Annotated in this window: 17 protein-coding genes and 1 tRNA gene; 5 read left to right on the forward strand and 13 right to left on the reverse strand. The window is 63.9% G+C overall.

The genetic code is table 11. The annotated features are described in order from the left end of the window. The first annotated feature begins 7 nt into the window (after positions 1-7). Complete coding sequence (locus RX331_RS00545) at positions 8-274, forward strand: DUF1150 family protein (RefSeq protein WP_057850486.1); 267 nt, start codon at positions 8-10, stop codon at positions 272-274. 143 nt (positions 275-417) lie between these two features. On the opposite strand, the gene RX331_RS00550 is transcribed toward RX331_RS00545, so the two are convergent. The 9 genes from RX331_RS00550 to RX331_RS00590 all read right to left on the reverse strand — a co-directional run bounded on the left by RX331_RS00550 (position 418) and on the right by RX331_RS00590 (position 9,172). Continuing rightward, positions 418-2,106 carry a methyl-accepting chemotaxis protein gene (locus tag RX331_RS00550; RefSeq protein ID WP_317254742.1) on the reverse strand — a complete coding sequence of 563 codons (1,689 nt, stop codon included), beginning with the start codon at positions 2,104-2,106 and terminating at the stop codon, positions 418-420. Positions 2,107-2,225: 119 nt separating this feature from the next. After that, positions 2,226-2,687, reverse strand: a complete 462-nt coding sequence (gene ptsN, locus RX331_RS00555; RefSeq protein WP_057862167.1) for a PTS IIA-like nitrogen regulatory protein PtsN — start codon at positions 2,685-2,687, stop codon at positions 2,226-2,228. 230 nt (positions 2,688-2,917) lie between these two features. Beyond that, on the reverse strand, positions 2,918-3,520 hold the full coding sequence (gene hpf, locus RX331_RS00560; protein WP_317254743.1) for a ribosome hibernation-promoting factor, HPF/YfiA family: 603 nt from the start codon (positions 3,518-3,520) through the stop codon (positions 2,918-2,920). Between the two features lie 94 nt (positions 3,521-3,614). Then, positions 3,615-5,252 carry an RNA polymerase factor sigma-54 gene (gene rpoN, locus RX331_RS00565; RefSeq protein WP_317254744.1) on the reverse strand — a complete coding sequence of 546 codons (1,638 nt, stop codon included), beginning with the start codon at positions 5,250-5,252 and terminating at the stop codon, positions 3,615-3,617. 205 nt (positions 5,253-5,457) lie between these two features. Continuing rightward, a complete protein-coding gene (gene lptB / locus RX331_RS00570) occupies positions 5,458-6,471 on the reverse strand; it encodes an LPS export ABC transporter ATP-binding protein (RefSeq protein WP_317254745.1) in 1,014 nt (337 codons plus the stop codon). Positions 6,472-6,665: 194 nt separating this feature from the next. Next, positions 6,666-7,343 (reverse strand): LptA/OstA family protein, encoded by a 678-nt coding sequence (locus RX331_RS00575; protein WP_317254746.1) that lies wholly within the window; start codon positions 7,341-7,343, stop codon positions 6,666-6,668. 5 nt (positions 7,344-7,348) lie between these two features. Then, entirely contained in the window at positions 7,349-8,080 is a 732-nt protein-coding gene (gene lptC, locus RX331_RS00580; protein ID WP_317254747.1) for an LPS export ABC transporter periplasmic protein LptC, read from the reverse strand. Positions 8,081-8,209: 129 nt separating this feature from the next. Next, positions 8,210-8,824, reverse strand: coding sequence for a ribonuclease D (locus RX331_RS00585; RefSeq protein ID WP_317254748.1), 615 nt, complete (start codon positions 8,822-8,824; stop codon positions 8,210-8,212). 192 nt (positions 8,825-9,016) lie between these two features. After that, positions 9,017-9,172 (reverse strand): hypothetical protein, encoded by a 156-nt coding sequence (locus RX331_RS00590; RefSeq protein ID WP_317254749.1) that lies wholly within the window; start codon positions 9,170-9,172, stop codon positions 9,017-9,019. 171 nt (positions 9,173-9,343) lie between these two features. Between RX331_RS00590 and RX331_RS00595 the strand changes: the two genes are divergently transcribed. Then, positions 9,344-9,586, forward strand: coding sequence for a hypothetical protein (locus tag RX331_RS00595; protein WP_317254750.1), 243 nt, complete (start codon positions 9,344-9,346; stop codon positions 9,584-9,586). 90 nt (positions 9,587-9,676) lie between these two features. On the opposite strand, the gene RX331_RS00600 is transcribed toward RX331_RS00595, so the two are convergent. Then, positions 9,677-9,763 (reverse strand) — tRNA-Leu (locus tag RX331_RS00600). A 162-nt stretch (positions 9,764-9,925) separates the two neighbouring features. On the opposite strand from RX331_RS00600, the gene RX331_RS00605 reads away from it, so the two are divergent. Then, a complete protein-coding gene (locus RX331_RS00605) occupies positions 9,926-10,894 on the forward strand; it encodes a complex I NDUFA9 subunit family protein (protein ID WP_317254751.1) in 969 nt (322 codons plus the stop codon). 165 nt (positions 10,895-11,059) lie between these two features. On the opposite strand, the gene RX331_RS00610 is transcribed toward RX331_RS00605, so the two are convergent. After that, on the reverse strand, positions 11,060-11,866 hold the full coding sequence (locus RX331_RS00610; protein ID WP_317254752.1) for an undecaprenyl-diphosphate phosphatase: 807 nt from the start codon (positions 11,864-11,866) through the stop codon (positions 11,060-11,062). A 184-nt stretch (positions 11,867-12,050) separates the two neighbouring features. On the opposite strand from RX331_RS00610, the gene RX331_RS00615 reads away from it, so the two are divergent. Both RX331_RS00615 and queG read left to right on the forward strand, forming a co-directional pair. Then, positions 12,051-12,743, forward strand: coding sequence for a glutathione S-transferase family protein (locus tag RX331_RS00615; protein ID WP_317254753.1), 693 nt, complete (start codon positions 12,051-12,053; stop codon positions 12,741-12,743). Continuing rightward, the gene (queG, locus tag RX331_RS00620) at positions 12,692-13,960 is read left to right on the forward strand and encodes a tRNA epoxyqueuosine(34) reductase QueG (RefSeq protein WP_317254754.1); all 1,269 of its coding nucleotides are present in this window, start codon (positions 12,692-12,694) and stop codon (positions 13,958-13,960) included. Before RX331_RS00615 ends, queG begins: the two co-directional genes overlap by 52 nt. A gap of 23 nt (positions 13,961-13,983) precedes the next feature. Here the strand turns inward: queG and RX331_RS00625 are convergent, their stop codons facing one another. Both RX331_RS00625 and RX331_RS00630 read right to left on the reverse strand, forming a co-directional pair. Continuing rightward, positions 13,984-14,460, reverse strand: a complete 477-nt coding sequence (locus RX331_RS00625) for a nuclear transport factor 2 family protein (RefSeq protein WP_317254755.1) — start codon at positions 14,458-14,460, stop codon at positions 13,984-13,986. Positions 14,461-14,633: 173 nt separating this feature from the next. Further along, positions 14,634-15,425: an alpha/beta hydrolase gene (locus RX331_RS00630; RefSeq protein WP_317254756.1), complete on the reverse strand. Its 792-nt coding sequence runs from the start codon at positions 15,423-15,425 to the stop codon at positions 14,634-14,636. Positions 15,426-15,590: the final 165 nt, after the last annotated feature.

Here is a 15,590-nt window from a genome sequence, read left to right on the forward strand (position 1 = left end):
CGAGACCATGAGTGATGTGAGTGTGACCTTCGAACCCGAAAAGGTTTCCGTCGAGGCACTGGCCCATCTTGGTGAGGGGCATATTGCCTACGTGAAACAAGTCCGTTCCGAGGACGTGCCGGGACTGTTTCCCCAGGCGCCGAAAATCGCGCCGGGACTCAAACTGTTCGCCCTGCATGCCGCCGACGGCACCCCGATCATGCTGACCGACAGCCGGGAAGCGGCGATCGCCAACGCATGGAGCAACGAGCTCCAGGCCGTCAGCGTGCACTGACGCAGCTTGCTGCTGTCACTGACGCAGCGCATGCTGCCGTCGCTGACCAGCCTTCGCCGGCATCTGATGCCGCGAATGTGAGAAGAAGTTTCAGATACGCGGGCGATGCCCGCGTATCGCGCCTGATAACAACTTCGACTGGTTTACGCCGCGCGGACGGTCGAGAGGAATTTCTCCACCTCACCCTTGAGATGATTGCTTTGCGCCAGCAGCGAGCGCGCGAGGCCGTGCACATGCGTCGATGCTGCCCCGGTATCGGTCGCCCCGCGATTTACATCGGTGATGCTGCCGGCGACCTGCGTGGCGCCCTGCGCGGCCTGCTGCACGTTGCGCGAGATTTCCTGCGTCGTGGCGCCCTGCTCTTCCACCGCAGAGGCGATCGCCTGCGAGATCTCAGCGATGCGGCCGATCGTGCCGCCGATCTGCTGGATTGCCGACACCGACTGATTGGTCGCTGACTGCATCTGGCTGATCTGCTCGCTGATCTCCTCGGTCGCCTTCGCCGTCTGCGACGCCAACGCCTTGACCTCAGAGGCGACGACCGCAAAGCCCCGCCCGGCTTCGCCGGCGCGGGCCGCTTCGATCGTGGCGTTCAGCGCCAACAGATTGGTCTGCTCGGCGACCGCGCTGATCATCTTCACCACCTCGCCGATCCGGCTGGCGGATTGGGCGAGATCGGCAATCCGCGCATTGGTCTGCTCCACTTGGCTGACCGCCTCGCGCGATATCTTATGCGAATCCTGCACCTGACGGCTGATCTCCGACACCGAGGATGCCATTTCCTCCGCGGCGGCCGCGGCCGATTGCGCATTTGCCGAGGACTGCTCCGAGGCGCTGGCGACCGTGGCCGACAGCACCTGGGTCACTTCCGCGGTCTTGGTGAGCTGTCCGGCCGATGATTCGAGCTCGGACGAGGCGCTCGATACGGTTTGAATGATCTTGCCAATGACGGAATCGAATCCGTCCGCCATCTGCTGCATCGCGGCCTTGCGCTCGCCTTCCGCCTTCAGCTTCAGGCCGGCCTGCTCCGCCTCCATCGACTGCACCCGCAGCGCGTTGTCGCGGAACACCTGCACCGCGCGCGCCATGGCGCCGACCTCATCGCCGCGGCTGAGCGCCGGCACCGAGACGCTGAGATTGCCGCCGGCAAGGCCCTTCATCACGTCGGTCATTTGCGCGATCGGCCTGATAACGCCGAACGCCACGCCGAAAATGCCGGCACCGATGATCAGAAATACCGCGGCCGACACACCCCACAGCACGAAGGTGAAGGTCGAAACGCGGTCGGTCGCCGCGACTTCCGTCATCGCGTTCTGGTCATTGGTTTGCTTGACGATGTCGTCGATGATGGCGCGGTGCGCCGTGTAGCGCGCCGTGATCTCGGCGTAGGATTTCGCTGCCGCGGCGCTGTCGCCCTTGGCGAGCGCCGGCAGGAGGCCATCCTGGATCGCGGTCCAGAAGCGGCGCACTTCGCTGTCGGATTTCTCCACCAGCTTCGTCTTCAAGACGGGATCGAGATCGGACTTGATCCAGAAATCGCGGCGCTCGTCATATTCCTTCTTGAGCTGCGCAATCCTGTCGCGGTGGGAACCAAGCTGCGCCGGATCGTGCAGCACGAGCGTCGCCTCGAGATAAGCTTCGATGACGTATTCAGGCGGCGGCAGGATGTCGGCGATCAGGTCGTTGCCGAGCTTGATCTGGTTGTAGAGCGGACCGCCGACCTTGAGCTGTGACAGCCCGTAAACGCTGGTGGCGATCACGGCCCCGAGGCCTAGCGCAGTAACCAGTCCGAAAATCAATATCGCGCGCGAAATCGTCAGACGCAGCGTCATGGCAATGTTCTCCGGGCCAAAATGAAAAATCCCAGCGCCCGAAATAACAGCGATTTAGCTTAAAATTGCGTTTATCGGATTTGCCACTATGCGGAGAATCGCTATTCCCACAAGCGACACTAGGCCGCGCTTGCCGGCGGCAGCGCCAGCACCGAATAGATCGCCTGAGCGTCGCGCGAGGCCCGCAGCTTCTTGGCGACGTCGACGTCGCGCAGCAGGCGGGCGATTCGCGCCAGCGCTTTCAGATGGTCGGCGCCGGCTCCTTCCGGGGCCAGCAGCAGGAAGATCAGGTCGACTGGTTGGCCGTCCATTGCCTCGAAATCGATCGGACGTTCGAGCCGGGCGAATAGCCCGAACAGCTTCTCCAGTTTCGGCAATTTGCCGTGTGGAATGGCAACACCATAGCCGACAGCGGTCGTGCCGAGCTTCTCGCGCTGCAACAGCACCTCGAACACCGCGCGCTCGTTTTGACCGGTGAGGGCGGAAGCCCGCGCCGCCAGCTCCTGCAGCGCCTGCTTCTTGCTGATGACCTTCAATGCGGGGAGAATCGCCTCGGGTGCGACCAGATCGGTAATCGTCATGGGGCGTTCCGAGGTAAATTAACCGTCAGGTTGCGAGATAGGTTCTAGAACCAGGGCGTCAAGAAGGTGAGACGGGAGGCAGGCTTAACCCGGGTCCCGATTTGCACGGCTTCTACTCCAACGCGTGCGCGGTGCCAACTCCCGAAGGGCAAGTTCCTGCCCCCTATGCTTAAAGAGCGGCGGACCATAAGGAGGGCGACCAGGGGCGTCAATGGTCAGGGCTCCAGATGTCAGGGGGTAACCGTGGGCGGATCGACCCAGCCGACATTGCCGTCCGCCCGGCGGTAGATGATGTTTACCCGGCCGCTCGAGCCGTGCTGGAACACGAGGCAGGCAGCCCCCGTCAGGTCGAGTTCCAGGACCGCCTCGCTGACCGAAAGCCGCTTCAGCGAGGTCGTCGCTTCGGCGATGATGACGGGGCTATAGGAGGTGACTTCCTCATCGCCCTCCGCCGGCGCCTCGATCACATAGCTCGGAGCATCCAGCATCGGGCCGCCGATCTCCGCCAGCGCCGCCGAGGCCGCATAGGCCTTGCGCGCGGAGCGGTCCTTCAGCCGGCTCTTGTAGCGGCGCAAGCGCTTCTCGATCATCAGGAGCGCCTGGTCGGCACTGGCATACGCGTCGGTGGCATTCGACTCGGCTTCCAGCGTGATCCCGGAATCGAGGTGCAGCGCGCAATCGGTACGGAAGCCGAAGCCGTCCTTGCTCAGCGTGATGTGCCCGGAATAGTTGCCGTCGAAGTATTTTCTCAAGACTTCATCGGTGCGGTCGCTGACGCGCGAGCGAAGCGCCTCGCCGACACTGATGCTTTTCCCGGAGATTCGAAGGGTCATTTGATGCCTCGCTTGATGCCTCGACCACCCCCTGGTTCTTCCCAGACCGGCTCTGTGTGGGAACTGAGACTATCGCGATTTGACGCGAACGCAATCAGGCCGGAGCCGTATCGCGGGACCGGTCGGAAGAGGTGGCGGAAGCGGAAAGGGCGTTACCGAGCATGCTTTGTTTGTCGCGGCGGCGCTGGACCGAGGAAGGAATACGCATGGCCTCGCGGTATTTCGCGACCGTGCGGCGGGCAATATCAATGCCCGATGCGCGCAATCGTTCCACGATGGTATCGTCGGAGAGAATCGCGTTCGCCGCTTCGGCGTCGATCAACTGCTTGATGTGGTGACGCACCGCCTCGGCGGAATGCGCCTCGCCGCCGTCGGCCGACGCGATCGACGCCGTAAAGAAATATTTCAGCTCGAAGGTGCCGCGATTGGTCGCCATATACTTGTTGGCGGTAACGCGCGACACCGTCGATTCGTGCATCTGGATCGCATCCGCCACCGCTTTCAGATTGAGCGGCCGCAAATGCGCAACGCCATGGGTGAAGAAGCCGTCCTGCTGACGGACGATTTCGGTGGCGACCTTGAGAATGGTGCGGGCGCGCTGATCGAGCGCGCGCACCAGCCAGGTTGCGTTCTGCAGGCAGTCGCTGAAATAGGATTTGTCGCCGTCCTTGCGGATCGTCTTCGACAGCTCGGTGTAATAGACCTGATTGACCAGCACGCGCGGCAACGTGTCGCTGTTGAGCTCGACATGCCAGCCGCCATCGGGGCCGGGCCGCACATAGACGTCAGGCACCATGGTCTGCGCGCGCGCCGAGCCGAAGCGCAGGCCGGGCTTCGGATTGAGGCGGCGGATCTCGCCGATCATGTCGGTGATGTCTTCGTCGTCGACGCCGCATAATTTGCGTAGCGCGGCAATGTCGCGTTTTGCCAGCAGGTCGAGATTTTCCACCAGCGCCTGCATGGCGGGGTCGTAGCGGTTGAGTTCGCGAAGCTGGATCGCCAGGCACTCGCTCAAATTCCGCGCGCAGACGCCGGGCGGATCGAACTTCTGCAACGCCGCGAGCACGGCGTCGACATCGGCCTGCGAGGCGCCGAGCCGCTCGGCGGCCTGGCCGAGATCCGGCGGCAGGTAGCCGGCTTCGTCGACGAGGTCGATCAGGTATTGCCCGATCATGCGCTCGGCCGGAGCGTTGAACGCGACGGCAAGCTGTTCGGCAAGGTGGCTGGCCAGCGTCTCCTCGGCGGCGACGAAGGCTTCCAGGTTGTAGTCATCGTCATTGGAGGCGCCGCCGCCCCATTCGGTGTAGGCCGTCGGCGCCGCGTCCTGCGCGGCGCGCGCGGCCGCTTCGGCGGGCTCTTCGGAAAACACGTTGTCGAGCGGGGTGTCGAGGGTCTGCTCGATCTCGGCACGGCTGCCGAGGTCGCGGTTCAGCCAATCCTCCTGGCCGGGCTCGAAGGCTTCCCCCGCACCGGCGCCCATCTCGGAGGCATCGCTGCCGCCGTCGTCGCCAGAATCCCTGTAATCGGCGGCCTCGATGGCTGGCTCGCCCGCGACTGGAGGTTCGGGGCCGTCGCTGGCGCGCTCCAGCAGTGGATTGCGCTCCAGTTCCTCCTCGACGAAGGCTGACAAATCGAGATTCGACAGTTGCAGCAGCTTGATCGCCTGCATCAATTGCGGCGTCATCACCAGCGACTGCGACTGGCGGAACTCTAATCTCTGCGTCAGCGCCATAGGGACAAGAACCGATCCTAACAAAAGTTGGTCCGATTCTTGCTTATATTAGTCCATAGCGCTTGTACACGTCTTGACGGATGCAAAAATTGGGCTAAGGCGCAGCGGCCGCAGGCTGAAACCGGCTTCCGGCCCGACGCGCCGAGAAATACCGAGCAAGCACAATAGTTTATTTGCAATTCGGCCGCATCCGGCACGGCATCGGCTATAGCCGGAATTCCTCACCAAGGTAAAGACGGCGTACATCGGGATCGTTGACGATTTCTTCCGGACTGCCCTCGGTCAAAATCTGCCCGGCATAGACGATGTAGGCACGGTCGGTGAGGCCGAGCGTCTCGCGGACATTGTGGTCCGTGATCAATACGCCGATGCCGCGGTTGGTGAGGTGGCGGACGAGGTCCTGAATGTCGCCGACCGCGATCGGATCGATGCCGGCAAAGGGCTCGTCGAGCAGCATGTAGTTCGGACGCGTCGCCAGCGCGCGGGCAATTTCGACGCGGCGCCGTTCGCCGCCGGACAGCGCGATCGAGGGCGACTTGCGCAGCCGCGTGACATTGAATTCGTCGAGCAGCGCATCGAGCTCGCGCTCGCGCTTCTTGCGGCTGGGCTCGACCACTTCGAGCACGGCGCGGATGTTCTGCTCGACGGTGAGGCCGCGAAAGATCGAGGCTTCCTGCGGCAGGTAGCCGATACCGAGCCGCGCGCGCTGATACATCGGCAGCTTCGTCACATCATGGCCGTCGAGCTCGATCGCGCCGCGATCCGCCTTGATCAGGCCAGTGATCATGTAGAACACCGTGGTCTTGCCGGCGCCGTTCGGACCGAGCAGGCCGACCGCCTCGCCGCGCCGGACATAGATGCTGACGCCGCGCACGACCTGCCGCGTGCCAAAGCTCTTCTCCACGCTATGCACCGCGAGGAAGCCGGATCGCTTGACGAGTTGTGGCGCGCCACTGCCATTCGACCTGGCTTGGGGACGCGGCGGCGCGGCCCGCGGGCGAGGCTCGCGCGCCGTTTCGGCGTCCGCGTGCTGCTCGGGCAGCTCAAGTCCAGGCAATGAAGCGGAGGCGGAGCGCGCCCTCGGCGCGTCGCGCACCGGACTCGTCAGCATGTCGCCGAAGGAATCGCCGAGCGCCGTGATGTCCTCGCGCGAACGCGCAAACCCCGCAGGGCCGCGCTTCGCGGGGCGTCGACGAAACATGCCGAGAAAATCCACCATCCCGCTTCGCTTAAGCCTTTCACGGTGATCCCGCGACGCGCCCGCCGGCGAACCGCTTCGCTGGCGAACCATGAATGAATGGATGTCCCCCGGCCCGGCGAAACACCCCTGCACGCCCCGATGAGTAGATACAGGCTCGCGCCGTCCGCTTCAACCGCGCACGGGCCAATTAATCTTTAAGGCGCTGATTCGCCTTATTTTTTACCCGGGATCAGCGATGGTATCTGCACCGGAGGCTGCTTTGCGCCGCCTGAGCCCGGGCCGCAATTCTCGCCCTGGATGAACATGCCCTGCACCTTGCCGGTGTCGGATTCGACGCGCGACACGCCGGTGGTCATGTCGACCTTGAGGCGGTCGCCTTTCAGCACGTTCTTGCACTGGGTCAGCACGACGCCACCCACCATGGTGATGAGGTTGGCCCGCGTGTCGAAGATCGCAGTCTCACCGGTGACGACCTGATCCTTCTGCGTCACAACGACCGAGCCCTTGGCTTCGAGGCGGCGGATCGACGAACTGCCGCCGGGCCCGGGCGTTGCGGATTGCATCGATCCGGATTTCGACGCCTTCGGCGCGGCGGGTTGCGGCGCCTCCGACGACGGGCCGGAATCATAGAACACGACAAGCGATTTCGAGGTCATGGTGGTGTCGCCCTGCACGACCTTCACGTTGCCGGAAAACACCGCTTCCTTCTTCTTGTCGCGCATTTCCAGCGAGGCCGCCTCGATCTGAATCGGCTGATCGCGGTTCTGCGTAAAGCCCTGCATCGCATTCGGCACGCCCGACATGGCGCCCTGGGCGCCTGCATCGCTGGCGGCGAGCAGCGCGAATGCGAGCGCTGCGGGCACAAGGCTGCGCGAGAAGAACTGCATCATGAAGGTCACTTCGCGTTGACGGACTTGCCGGTGACGGACCGCGTCTTCGGCGGTGGCGGCGGCTCGGGCTCAGGTTCTGGCGCCGCGGGGCTTTCCATGATCAGGTTCATGACCACGTTGCCTTCGAAGCGCACGACCTCGCCGCTATTGAGGATCCTGAGCCGGTCGGCCGTCAGCGTGCCGTTGAGCAATTTGACGTCGACATGCTCGTCCGACGTCACCGTTCCCTTGTTGATGTCGACATAGGCCTGAGAGAGCCTCGCTTCATAGCCGGTGGAGGATTGCAGGAAGATGTCCTTGCGCAGGTCGAGCATCTGCTGCTTGCTGTCGAAGAAGCCCGTGCGCGCATCCATCGTCACCGTGCTCTTGTCCTCCATCATGACCTTGGCGCGCAGCGTCCTGAGCTCGACCTGATCGGGATTGGCGAGATCCTGGATCGCCGCCTTGGCCCATAATTCGTAAGGCCGCTGGTCCGTGGAGAAACCCGCCAGATGCGGCGTTTCCATGGTGATCTTGGTCCCCGACACGACGAGATTGCTCATGTCGACCGGCAGCTTCGCGATCTCCGCGATGCGGAACGGGTTGAAGGCTGCGATGAGGACGATGACCGCCATCGCCAGCGCCACGGCCGCCGGCACCGCAACCCGCAGCGTGCGCACCATCCGGCTGTGGCGGGCGGCCGCGGCGAAGCGGACCTCCAGGCCGGGGTCGTAGGCAGGGTTCTGTACCGAGTTCACCGGGGCTCCAAAGACGCCAGGAAAGCATCATTCTACCCGCAATCGCGGGATTATGCAGCCCGGACACTCGCGATCAGTATGTCGGAAACGGGGCGGAAGCGATCTCCGGAACGCTTCAAACGGCCCCGTTCACGAATGCGCGAAGATGTCTTCGGCCTCCCAGCCGCCGAGATCGAGCTTGGCCCGGGTCGGCAGGAACGCGAAACAGGCCCGCGCCAGTTCGGTGCGGCCCTCGCGCGCCAGCATCACGTCGAGCCGTTCGCGCAAGCCATGCAGATGCAGCACGTCGGACGCGGCGTAGGCGAGCTGCGCCTCGCTAAGGTTCGCCGAGCCCCAGTCGCTCGATTGCTGCTGCTTCGACAAGTCGATGTTGAGCACCTCGCGCACCAAATCCTTCAGGCCGTGCCGATCGGTATAGGTGCGCGTCAGGCGCGAGGCGATCTTGGTGCAATAGACCGGCTGCGGCATCACGCCGAAGGTGTTGAAAAGCACCGCGAGATCGAACCGCGCGAAGTGAAAGATCTTCGTAACATCAGGGTTGCCGAGCAGCGCCTTCAAATTCGGCGCATCGGTGTGACCCTTGGGAATCTGGATGACATCGGCGCTGCCGTCGCCGTTCGACATCTGCACGACGCAGAGCCGGTCGCGATGCGGATGCAGTCCCATCGTCTCGGTATCGATCGCCACCGAATCCTTGTAGCGGGACAAATCGGGCAGATCGCCGCGATGCAGGCGGATGGTCATGAAGAAAGGCCTCGTGTCTCAGTCGATTCGACTTAAACACTAGCGCCGGCAGCCGCGGGAGGCGAGCGGCTGGACACGGCTTATAGGCGGGGAATTGGCGGATTGGTGGAGATTCTGTCTATTTCGTCGGACGGTCGGCTGCCTTCGCCGCGGAGCCAGCAATGCTGGCCGGCTTCCGGCCGGCCGGGCCGCTCAGGCCGGGTCCGCGTCGGATGTCGGGGGCTGAAGCTCCGGGCTATTGGCCCAACGATCCAGATTTTCGATGACGTCCGCATGGCTCGGCCGCCGTGGCGGAGGCGGCTTCCATTCCTCGGACAGCTTGCGCGGAAGCTTGACGTTCTCTGTCATGGGCAGTCTCCACCGCATCAATATGCGACCCGACAAACCCAAAATCAACCATCAACTTATTGTTTTTATTGATGTATTTAGCTAACTTGACGGCGGTGTCTCGGTTGTTGGAACCAGCGGCGGATGAGCGCGTTGAGTAAATTACTCAATTCACCCACTTGGCGCAGATCCATGTCCGATATCCGTGGTGAACGTCTCCAGGTCATGCTCTCGCCGGACGAACTGACCGCCGTCGACGATTTCCGCTTCAAGCACCGGATGCCGACCCGGGCGGCGGCCGTCCGCGAGCTTCTCAAGCTCGGGCTCACGGTCCTTGCCGCCGATGGCGACGGGACCAAATCCAGCAGTTACGGGGTGTTCGGCCGCGGCCCGGACGGCCACACCGGCGCGCCTGATTCGGATCCAGCGGCGTAAGGTCAAGCGAGCCGGGCGAGCTCAAAGTCAGCAACCGGTCTGCCGCCAGGACATCGCCGCGGCCGGCATTCAACCTGCGAGCATAAATAGTGGTGCCCAGGAAAGGACTCGAACCTTCACGGCCGTGAAGCCACTGGCACCTGAAGCCAGCGCGTCTACCAATTCCGCCACCTGGGCACGTGCACTTGGGCACGTGGCGGGCTTAGTAAGGATCGGTTACGCGCTTGTCAAATTGCTTCAACGCCATCCAAATCCACTGTACAGCGGGGCCGTGTTGGCGTATCGCGAATCCGCTAAATCCCCGATATCTTTCGAATTTGACCGGCAGGAATTCACCCGATGGCATCGAACCTGGAAACGCTCGTCACGGTTTTTGGCGGATCGGGGTTTCTAGGGCGAAACGTGGTGCGGGCGCTGGCCAAGCGCGAGTATCGGATCAGGGTGGCGGTGCGGCGGCCCGAGCTTGCCGGCCACCTGCAGCCGCTCGGTCGGGTCGGCCAGATCCACGCCGTGCAGGCCAATGTGCGTTATCCGGCTTCGGTCGAGGCGGCGATGCGCGATTCGCAGGTCGCCATCAACCTGGTCGGCACGCTGACCGAGAGCGGCGCGCAGACCTTCGATGCGGTTCAGGCCAAGGGCGCCGAGACGATCGCCAGGGCGGCAGCCAGCGCCGGCGCGCGGATGGTGCACGTGTCGGCGATCGGCGCCGACGAGAATTCGTCCTCGGCCTATAGCCGCGCCAAGGCGGCCGGCGAGAAGGCGGTGCTCGCGACCGTCCCCTCCGCCACCATCCTGCGGCCGTCGCTGCTGTTCGGGCCGGAGGATCAGTTCACCAATCGTTTCGCGGGCCTGGCTCAGATATCGCCGTTCCTGCCGCTGATCGGCGGCGGCGTGACCCGGTTGCAGCCGGCCTATGTCGGCGACGTCGCCGCCGCGGTCGCCGATGCCGTTGACGGCAAGGCGAAGCCAGGCGCCGTTTACGAGCTCGGCGGGCCGGAAGTGCTGACCATGCGCGAGATCATGGAAATCATTCTTGCGATCACTGATCGCAAGCGCATGCTGATCTCGCTGCCGTGGGGACTGGCAAGGCTGCAGGCGATGTTCCTGCAATTCGCACCGGGCGCGTTCAAGCTGACGCCGGACCAGGTGGCGATGCTGCAGTCGGACAATGTGGTGTCTGATGCGGCCAAGGCCGGCGGGCTGACGTTCGAGGGGCTCGGTATCACGCCCGATTCGATGGAAGCGATCGCCCCGCAATATCTCTGGCGCTTCCGCGCCGCCGGGCAGTTTCAGCGCAAGAATGCGTAGCCGCCTTTCGTGCCCCGGACGCCGGCGCAGCGCGGCAGCGATGCGCCGCAGAGCCGGGGCCCATCTTCTCGACCGAGCCACTTGGGTCTCGGCTCTGCGGAGCAGCGTGAAGCCGGACGATGCTTCGCATCGCCTGGGCTGCACCGCGTCCGGGACACGAACTCCCTACTTCCCCAGCGCTAGCGCGATCAGGCCGAGCGTGCCGACAATGACGCGCCACCACGCAAAGAACGTGAAGCCGTGACGGGTGACATAGGTGAGGAACGTCTTCACCACGATCATCGCGGTGATGAAGGACACCACGAAACCGATCCCGAGAATGCCGACGTGATCGACCGTCATCTCGGCGCGGTTCTTGTAGAAATCATAGGCGAAGGCACCGACCATGGTCGGGATCGCCAGAAAGAACGAGAACTCCGCCGCCGAGCGCTTGTCGGCGCCGAGCAGCATCGCCGCGACGATGCTGGCGCCGGAACGTGACACGCCGGGGATCATCGCCACGCATTGCGCGATGCCAATCCACAGATACATCATCAGCGGATAGCGCGTGGCGTCATCGTGGTGCGGTTTCAGATCGAGCTGATCGACCCAGAGCAGGATCGCGCCGCCGACGATCAGCGTGAAACAGACCACCCACGGATTGAACAGCAGCTCCTTGATGTACTTGCCGACAGCCAGACCGACGACGACGGCTGGCAGGAACGCCACCAGCACGCCGATGACGAAGCGGCGGTCGTCGGGATTGGTGAACATGCCGAGCGCAACGCGCGACAATTTCCCGAAGTAAAGCGCAACGATCGCCAGGATCGCGCCCAATTGAATCAGGATCACGAAACTCTGCCAGAACGCGCCCTCGCCGAGGCCGAAGAAACGTTGCGCCAGCAGCATATGGCCGGTGGACGAAACCGGAAGGAATTCCGTGATACCCTCGATGATGCCGAGAATCACCGCCTTCACTGCATCAGACATCATGCTGTGGTCCGTTCTGACTGAAAAAAGCCGCGCCCTTCTCGCCTATTCCCCACCATGCCGCAATCGCAAAAAAACGCCAAAACACCATTGTCTGGCGCGTTTGCTTGGCTAGTGTCCGATTCGCCTCACGCGGCTTGACGGCCTGAAGGTTCCTTCAGCGCCGCTGATTTTACTTAGGGATTGCATGTACACGCTCTACCATCACCCGTTCTGCCCGCATTCGCGCTTCATTCGCCTGGCGCTCGGCGAACACGGACTCGACCTGCGCCTGGTGGAAGAGCGGGCCTGGGAGCGGCGCGAAGGGTTTCTCCTGCTCAATCCCGCCGGCGCCACGCCGGTGTTGATGACTGACGGCTTTCCGCCGATCCCCGGCGCCGGCGTCATCGCCGAATATCTCGATGAGACGCATGGCCTGGAGGCCGGTGACCGCCGGCTGTTGCCGGCTGCGATGGGCGAGCGTGTCGAGGTGCGCCGCCTGATGGCGTGGTTCAACGAAAAATTCTTCGAGGAGGTCTCCAATCCGCTGGTGACCGAGCGCATCTACAAGCGTTTCATGAGCGAGGAAAATGGCGGCGGCGCGCCGTCGACCGACGTGATCCGCGCAGCCAAGGTCAATGTGCGCTATCATCTGGCCTATATCGGCTGGCTGGCGCAGACGCGAAACTTCCTCGCCGGCGACCGGTTGACCTACGCGGATCTCGCCGCCGCGGCGAACCTTTCGGCGATCGATTATCTGGGCGATGTGCCATGGCACGAGGACGAGGCCGCAAAGGCGTGGTACGCGCGGGTGAAATCCCGCCCGTCCTTCCGTCCGCTGCTGAGCGAATGGCTGGCGGGCGTGCCGGCGTCGCGCACCTACGTGGACCTCGACTTCTGACCAGGACCGCCCTCTCCGCCACTGAGCTGAAGGCCGCGCTGATGCGCGAAGCGGAGACGCTCGGTTTCGACTGCATCGGCGTGACCGATCCCGACGCGATCTGCGAGGCGGCAAGCCATTTTCGCGAATTCCTCGATGCCGGCGCGCATGGCGACATGGACTGGCTGGCCGCGCAGCCGGAACGGCGGATGGACCCGCGCGTGCTGTGGCCCGGCGTCCGCTCGATCATCATGCTCGGCGTCAATTATGGTCCCACAGAGGATCCGCTCGCATTGCTGGCGCAGCGTGCGCGTGGCGCGATATCGGTCTACGCGCAAGGCGATGACTATCACGACGTCATCAAGAGGCGCCTGAAGACGCTGGCGCGGTGGCTGGCCACTGAGACCGACGACGAGGTGAAGGTATTTATCGACACCGCCGCGGTGATGGAAAAGCCGCTGGCGCGGGCGGCGGGCCTGGGCTGGCAGGGCAAGCACACCAACCTGGTCTCGCGCGAATTCGGCTCATGGCTGTTTCTCGGCGCGATCTTCACCGCGTCCGAGCTGCCGCGCGATGCGGCCGAGCGCGATCATTGCGGCTCCTGCAATGCCTGCCAGGAGATCTGCCCGACCGCGGCGTTCCCGGCGCCCTACAAGCTCGATGCACGCCGCTGCATTTCGTATCTGACGATCGAGAACAAGGGCCCGATCCCGCCCGAATTCCGCAAGAGCATCGGCAACCGCATCTATGGCTGTGATGATTGTCTTGCGGTGTGCCCGTGGAACAAGTTCGCGCAGGAGGGACGCGAGGCAAAGCTCGCCGCGCGCACTGAGCTGCGTGCGCCATCGCTGTCCGAGCTCTCGCGGCTCGACGACGCCGCGTTTCGCACGCTGTTTTCAAAATCGCCAGTCAAGCGCATCGGCCGCGACCGCTTTGTCCGCAACGTGCTGATCGCGATCGGCAATGCAGATGATGTATCGCTGGCGGCCGAGGCCGAACGCCTGCTCGACGATGCCAGCCCGCTGGTGCGCGGCGCCGCAGTCTGGGCGCTGTCGCAACTGGCGGAGCGGGAGAGATTTGACGCGCTGGCGGCGAAGGCGATGGATACTGAGACGGATGGGAGCGTGCGCACCGAGTGGCGGCAAGCTTATGCCGTCGTGCCCCGCCACCGGGTCTCGCCGAAGGCGAGCCCGATGACAGGCTCCGGCGGGGCATCCAGTACGCCGGGACAGATCTGATAACTCGATATGTCACCGCGTACTTACTCCGCTAAATGCCGCTTCATCTCCGGCCGCGCTTTTAGCGCGGCGCCCTGCTTGGCAACGATCTTCGCGATCCGCTCCGGCGCGAACTTCAGGTCGACAAAGGCTGGCGCGGTGTTGGCGACCTCGTGGTACTCCGCGATCTTTCCATCATGCAGCCGCATGATCGCGACGCCCTCGAACATCGCCCGCGCGCCTTTCGCTTCCGGCAGCGTCGAGCGGTAGCTGAAGGTGTAGCGCGCGTAGAGCGTCTCGCCGTTGCTGACGGGATCGTGCATGTCCCAGCGAAAATTGGTGGCCGTGCGATAGAACCAGTCGTCGATCATTTCTGCGATCTTCGCGCGGCCTTCGAACGCGCCATAGAACACGTCGTGATAGACGCCGTCCTCGGTAAACAGCTCCGCGAACGCTTTTCCGTTGCGCTGCTCGACCGCGTCGCAGAAGGCGCGGAGCATGCTAGATGGGTTATTGTTCATCGCATCGACTCTCTCGGTCGTCATTCCCCGCGAAGGCGGGGAATCCAGTATTCCAGAGACAGCGCCGTCAATCGATAGGCCGCGGCGTACTGGATCGTCCGCTGGAGCCTGTCATCGGGCGCGCGTTCGCGCGACCCGGTGGCGGACGATGACAGTGCGAGCGAGGCAATAATTCACCCCATCTCCGCCACTGCCGCGAGAATCCGCGCGATGTCCTGCGGGCGCGACAGGCGGTGGTCGCCGTCCTGGATCATGGTCAGCACGACGTCTTCGGCCGGCAGCCGGTGCGCCAGCGCAAAGGCGTGCTGCCAGGGCACATCAGGGTCCTGCGCGCCCTGCAGAATGCGGACCGGACAGCCGACCTCGATGGCGCTGCCGAGCAGCAAATGATTACGCCCCTCCTCGATCAGCGCGCGGGTGATCGGGTAGGGCGTGCCGTCGCCGTACTCCGAGGGACGCATCCACACGCCCTTGGTCCTGATCTCCTCGCGGATCTCGTCTGAGAAGCCGTTCCACATCAACTGCTCGGTGAAATCGGGCGCCGGTGCGATCAGCACGAGGCCGGCAAGCGTCGCGGCCGTCTGCCGTTTAGCGATTTCCCGCGCCAATAGCAGCGCCATCCAGCCGCCCATCGACGAGCCGATCACGACCTGGGGGCCCTTCGCGAACTGCTCGAAGACCGCAACGGCCTCTTCCAGCCAGCGGCCGATGGTGCCGTCGATGAAGGCGCCGCCCGATTCGCCATGGCCGGAATAATCGAACCGGATACAGGCCCGGCCACGTTCCGCGGCGAAGGCGTCCAGCGCCAGCGCCTTGGTGCCCCGCATGTCGGAATTGAAGCCGCCGAGCCAGAACAGCCCCGGCCCGCTGCCGGGGCGGGCGCGTACCGCGATCCGGCGGCTTGCCGCCCCCGCTCCTACCTCGATAAAGGCCGGTTCCTGGTCGATATCAGCGGAATTGGTCATGGATCTGTCACCCTCGTCCCGCTGCTTTGTCGGCGAGGGCGCTGCACCGGTCAAGCGCGGCGGCCTGGCGCTTGCGGATCGAGCGGCCGCGCTATATTTGCCGGACGTGACCGAAATGCCTCGCATTTGACGGTTTTCGGGCGCAGATGTCAGTGAGTTCGCTTG

It is taken from the genome of Bradyrhizobium sp. BWA-3-5, assembly GCF_032917985.1.
Lineage (GTDB): Bacteria > Pseudomonadota > Alphaproteobacteria > Rhizobiales > Xanthobacteraceae > Bradyrhizobium.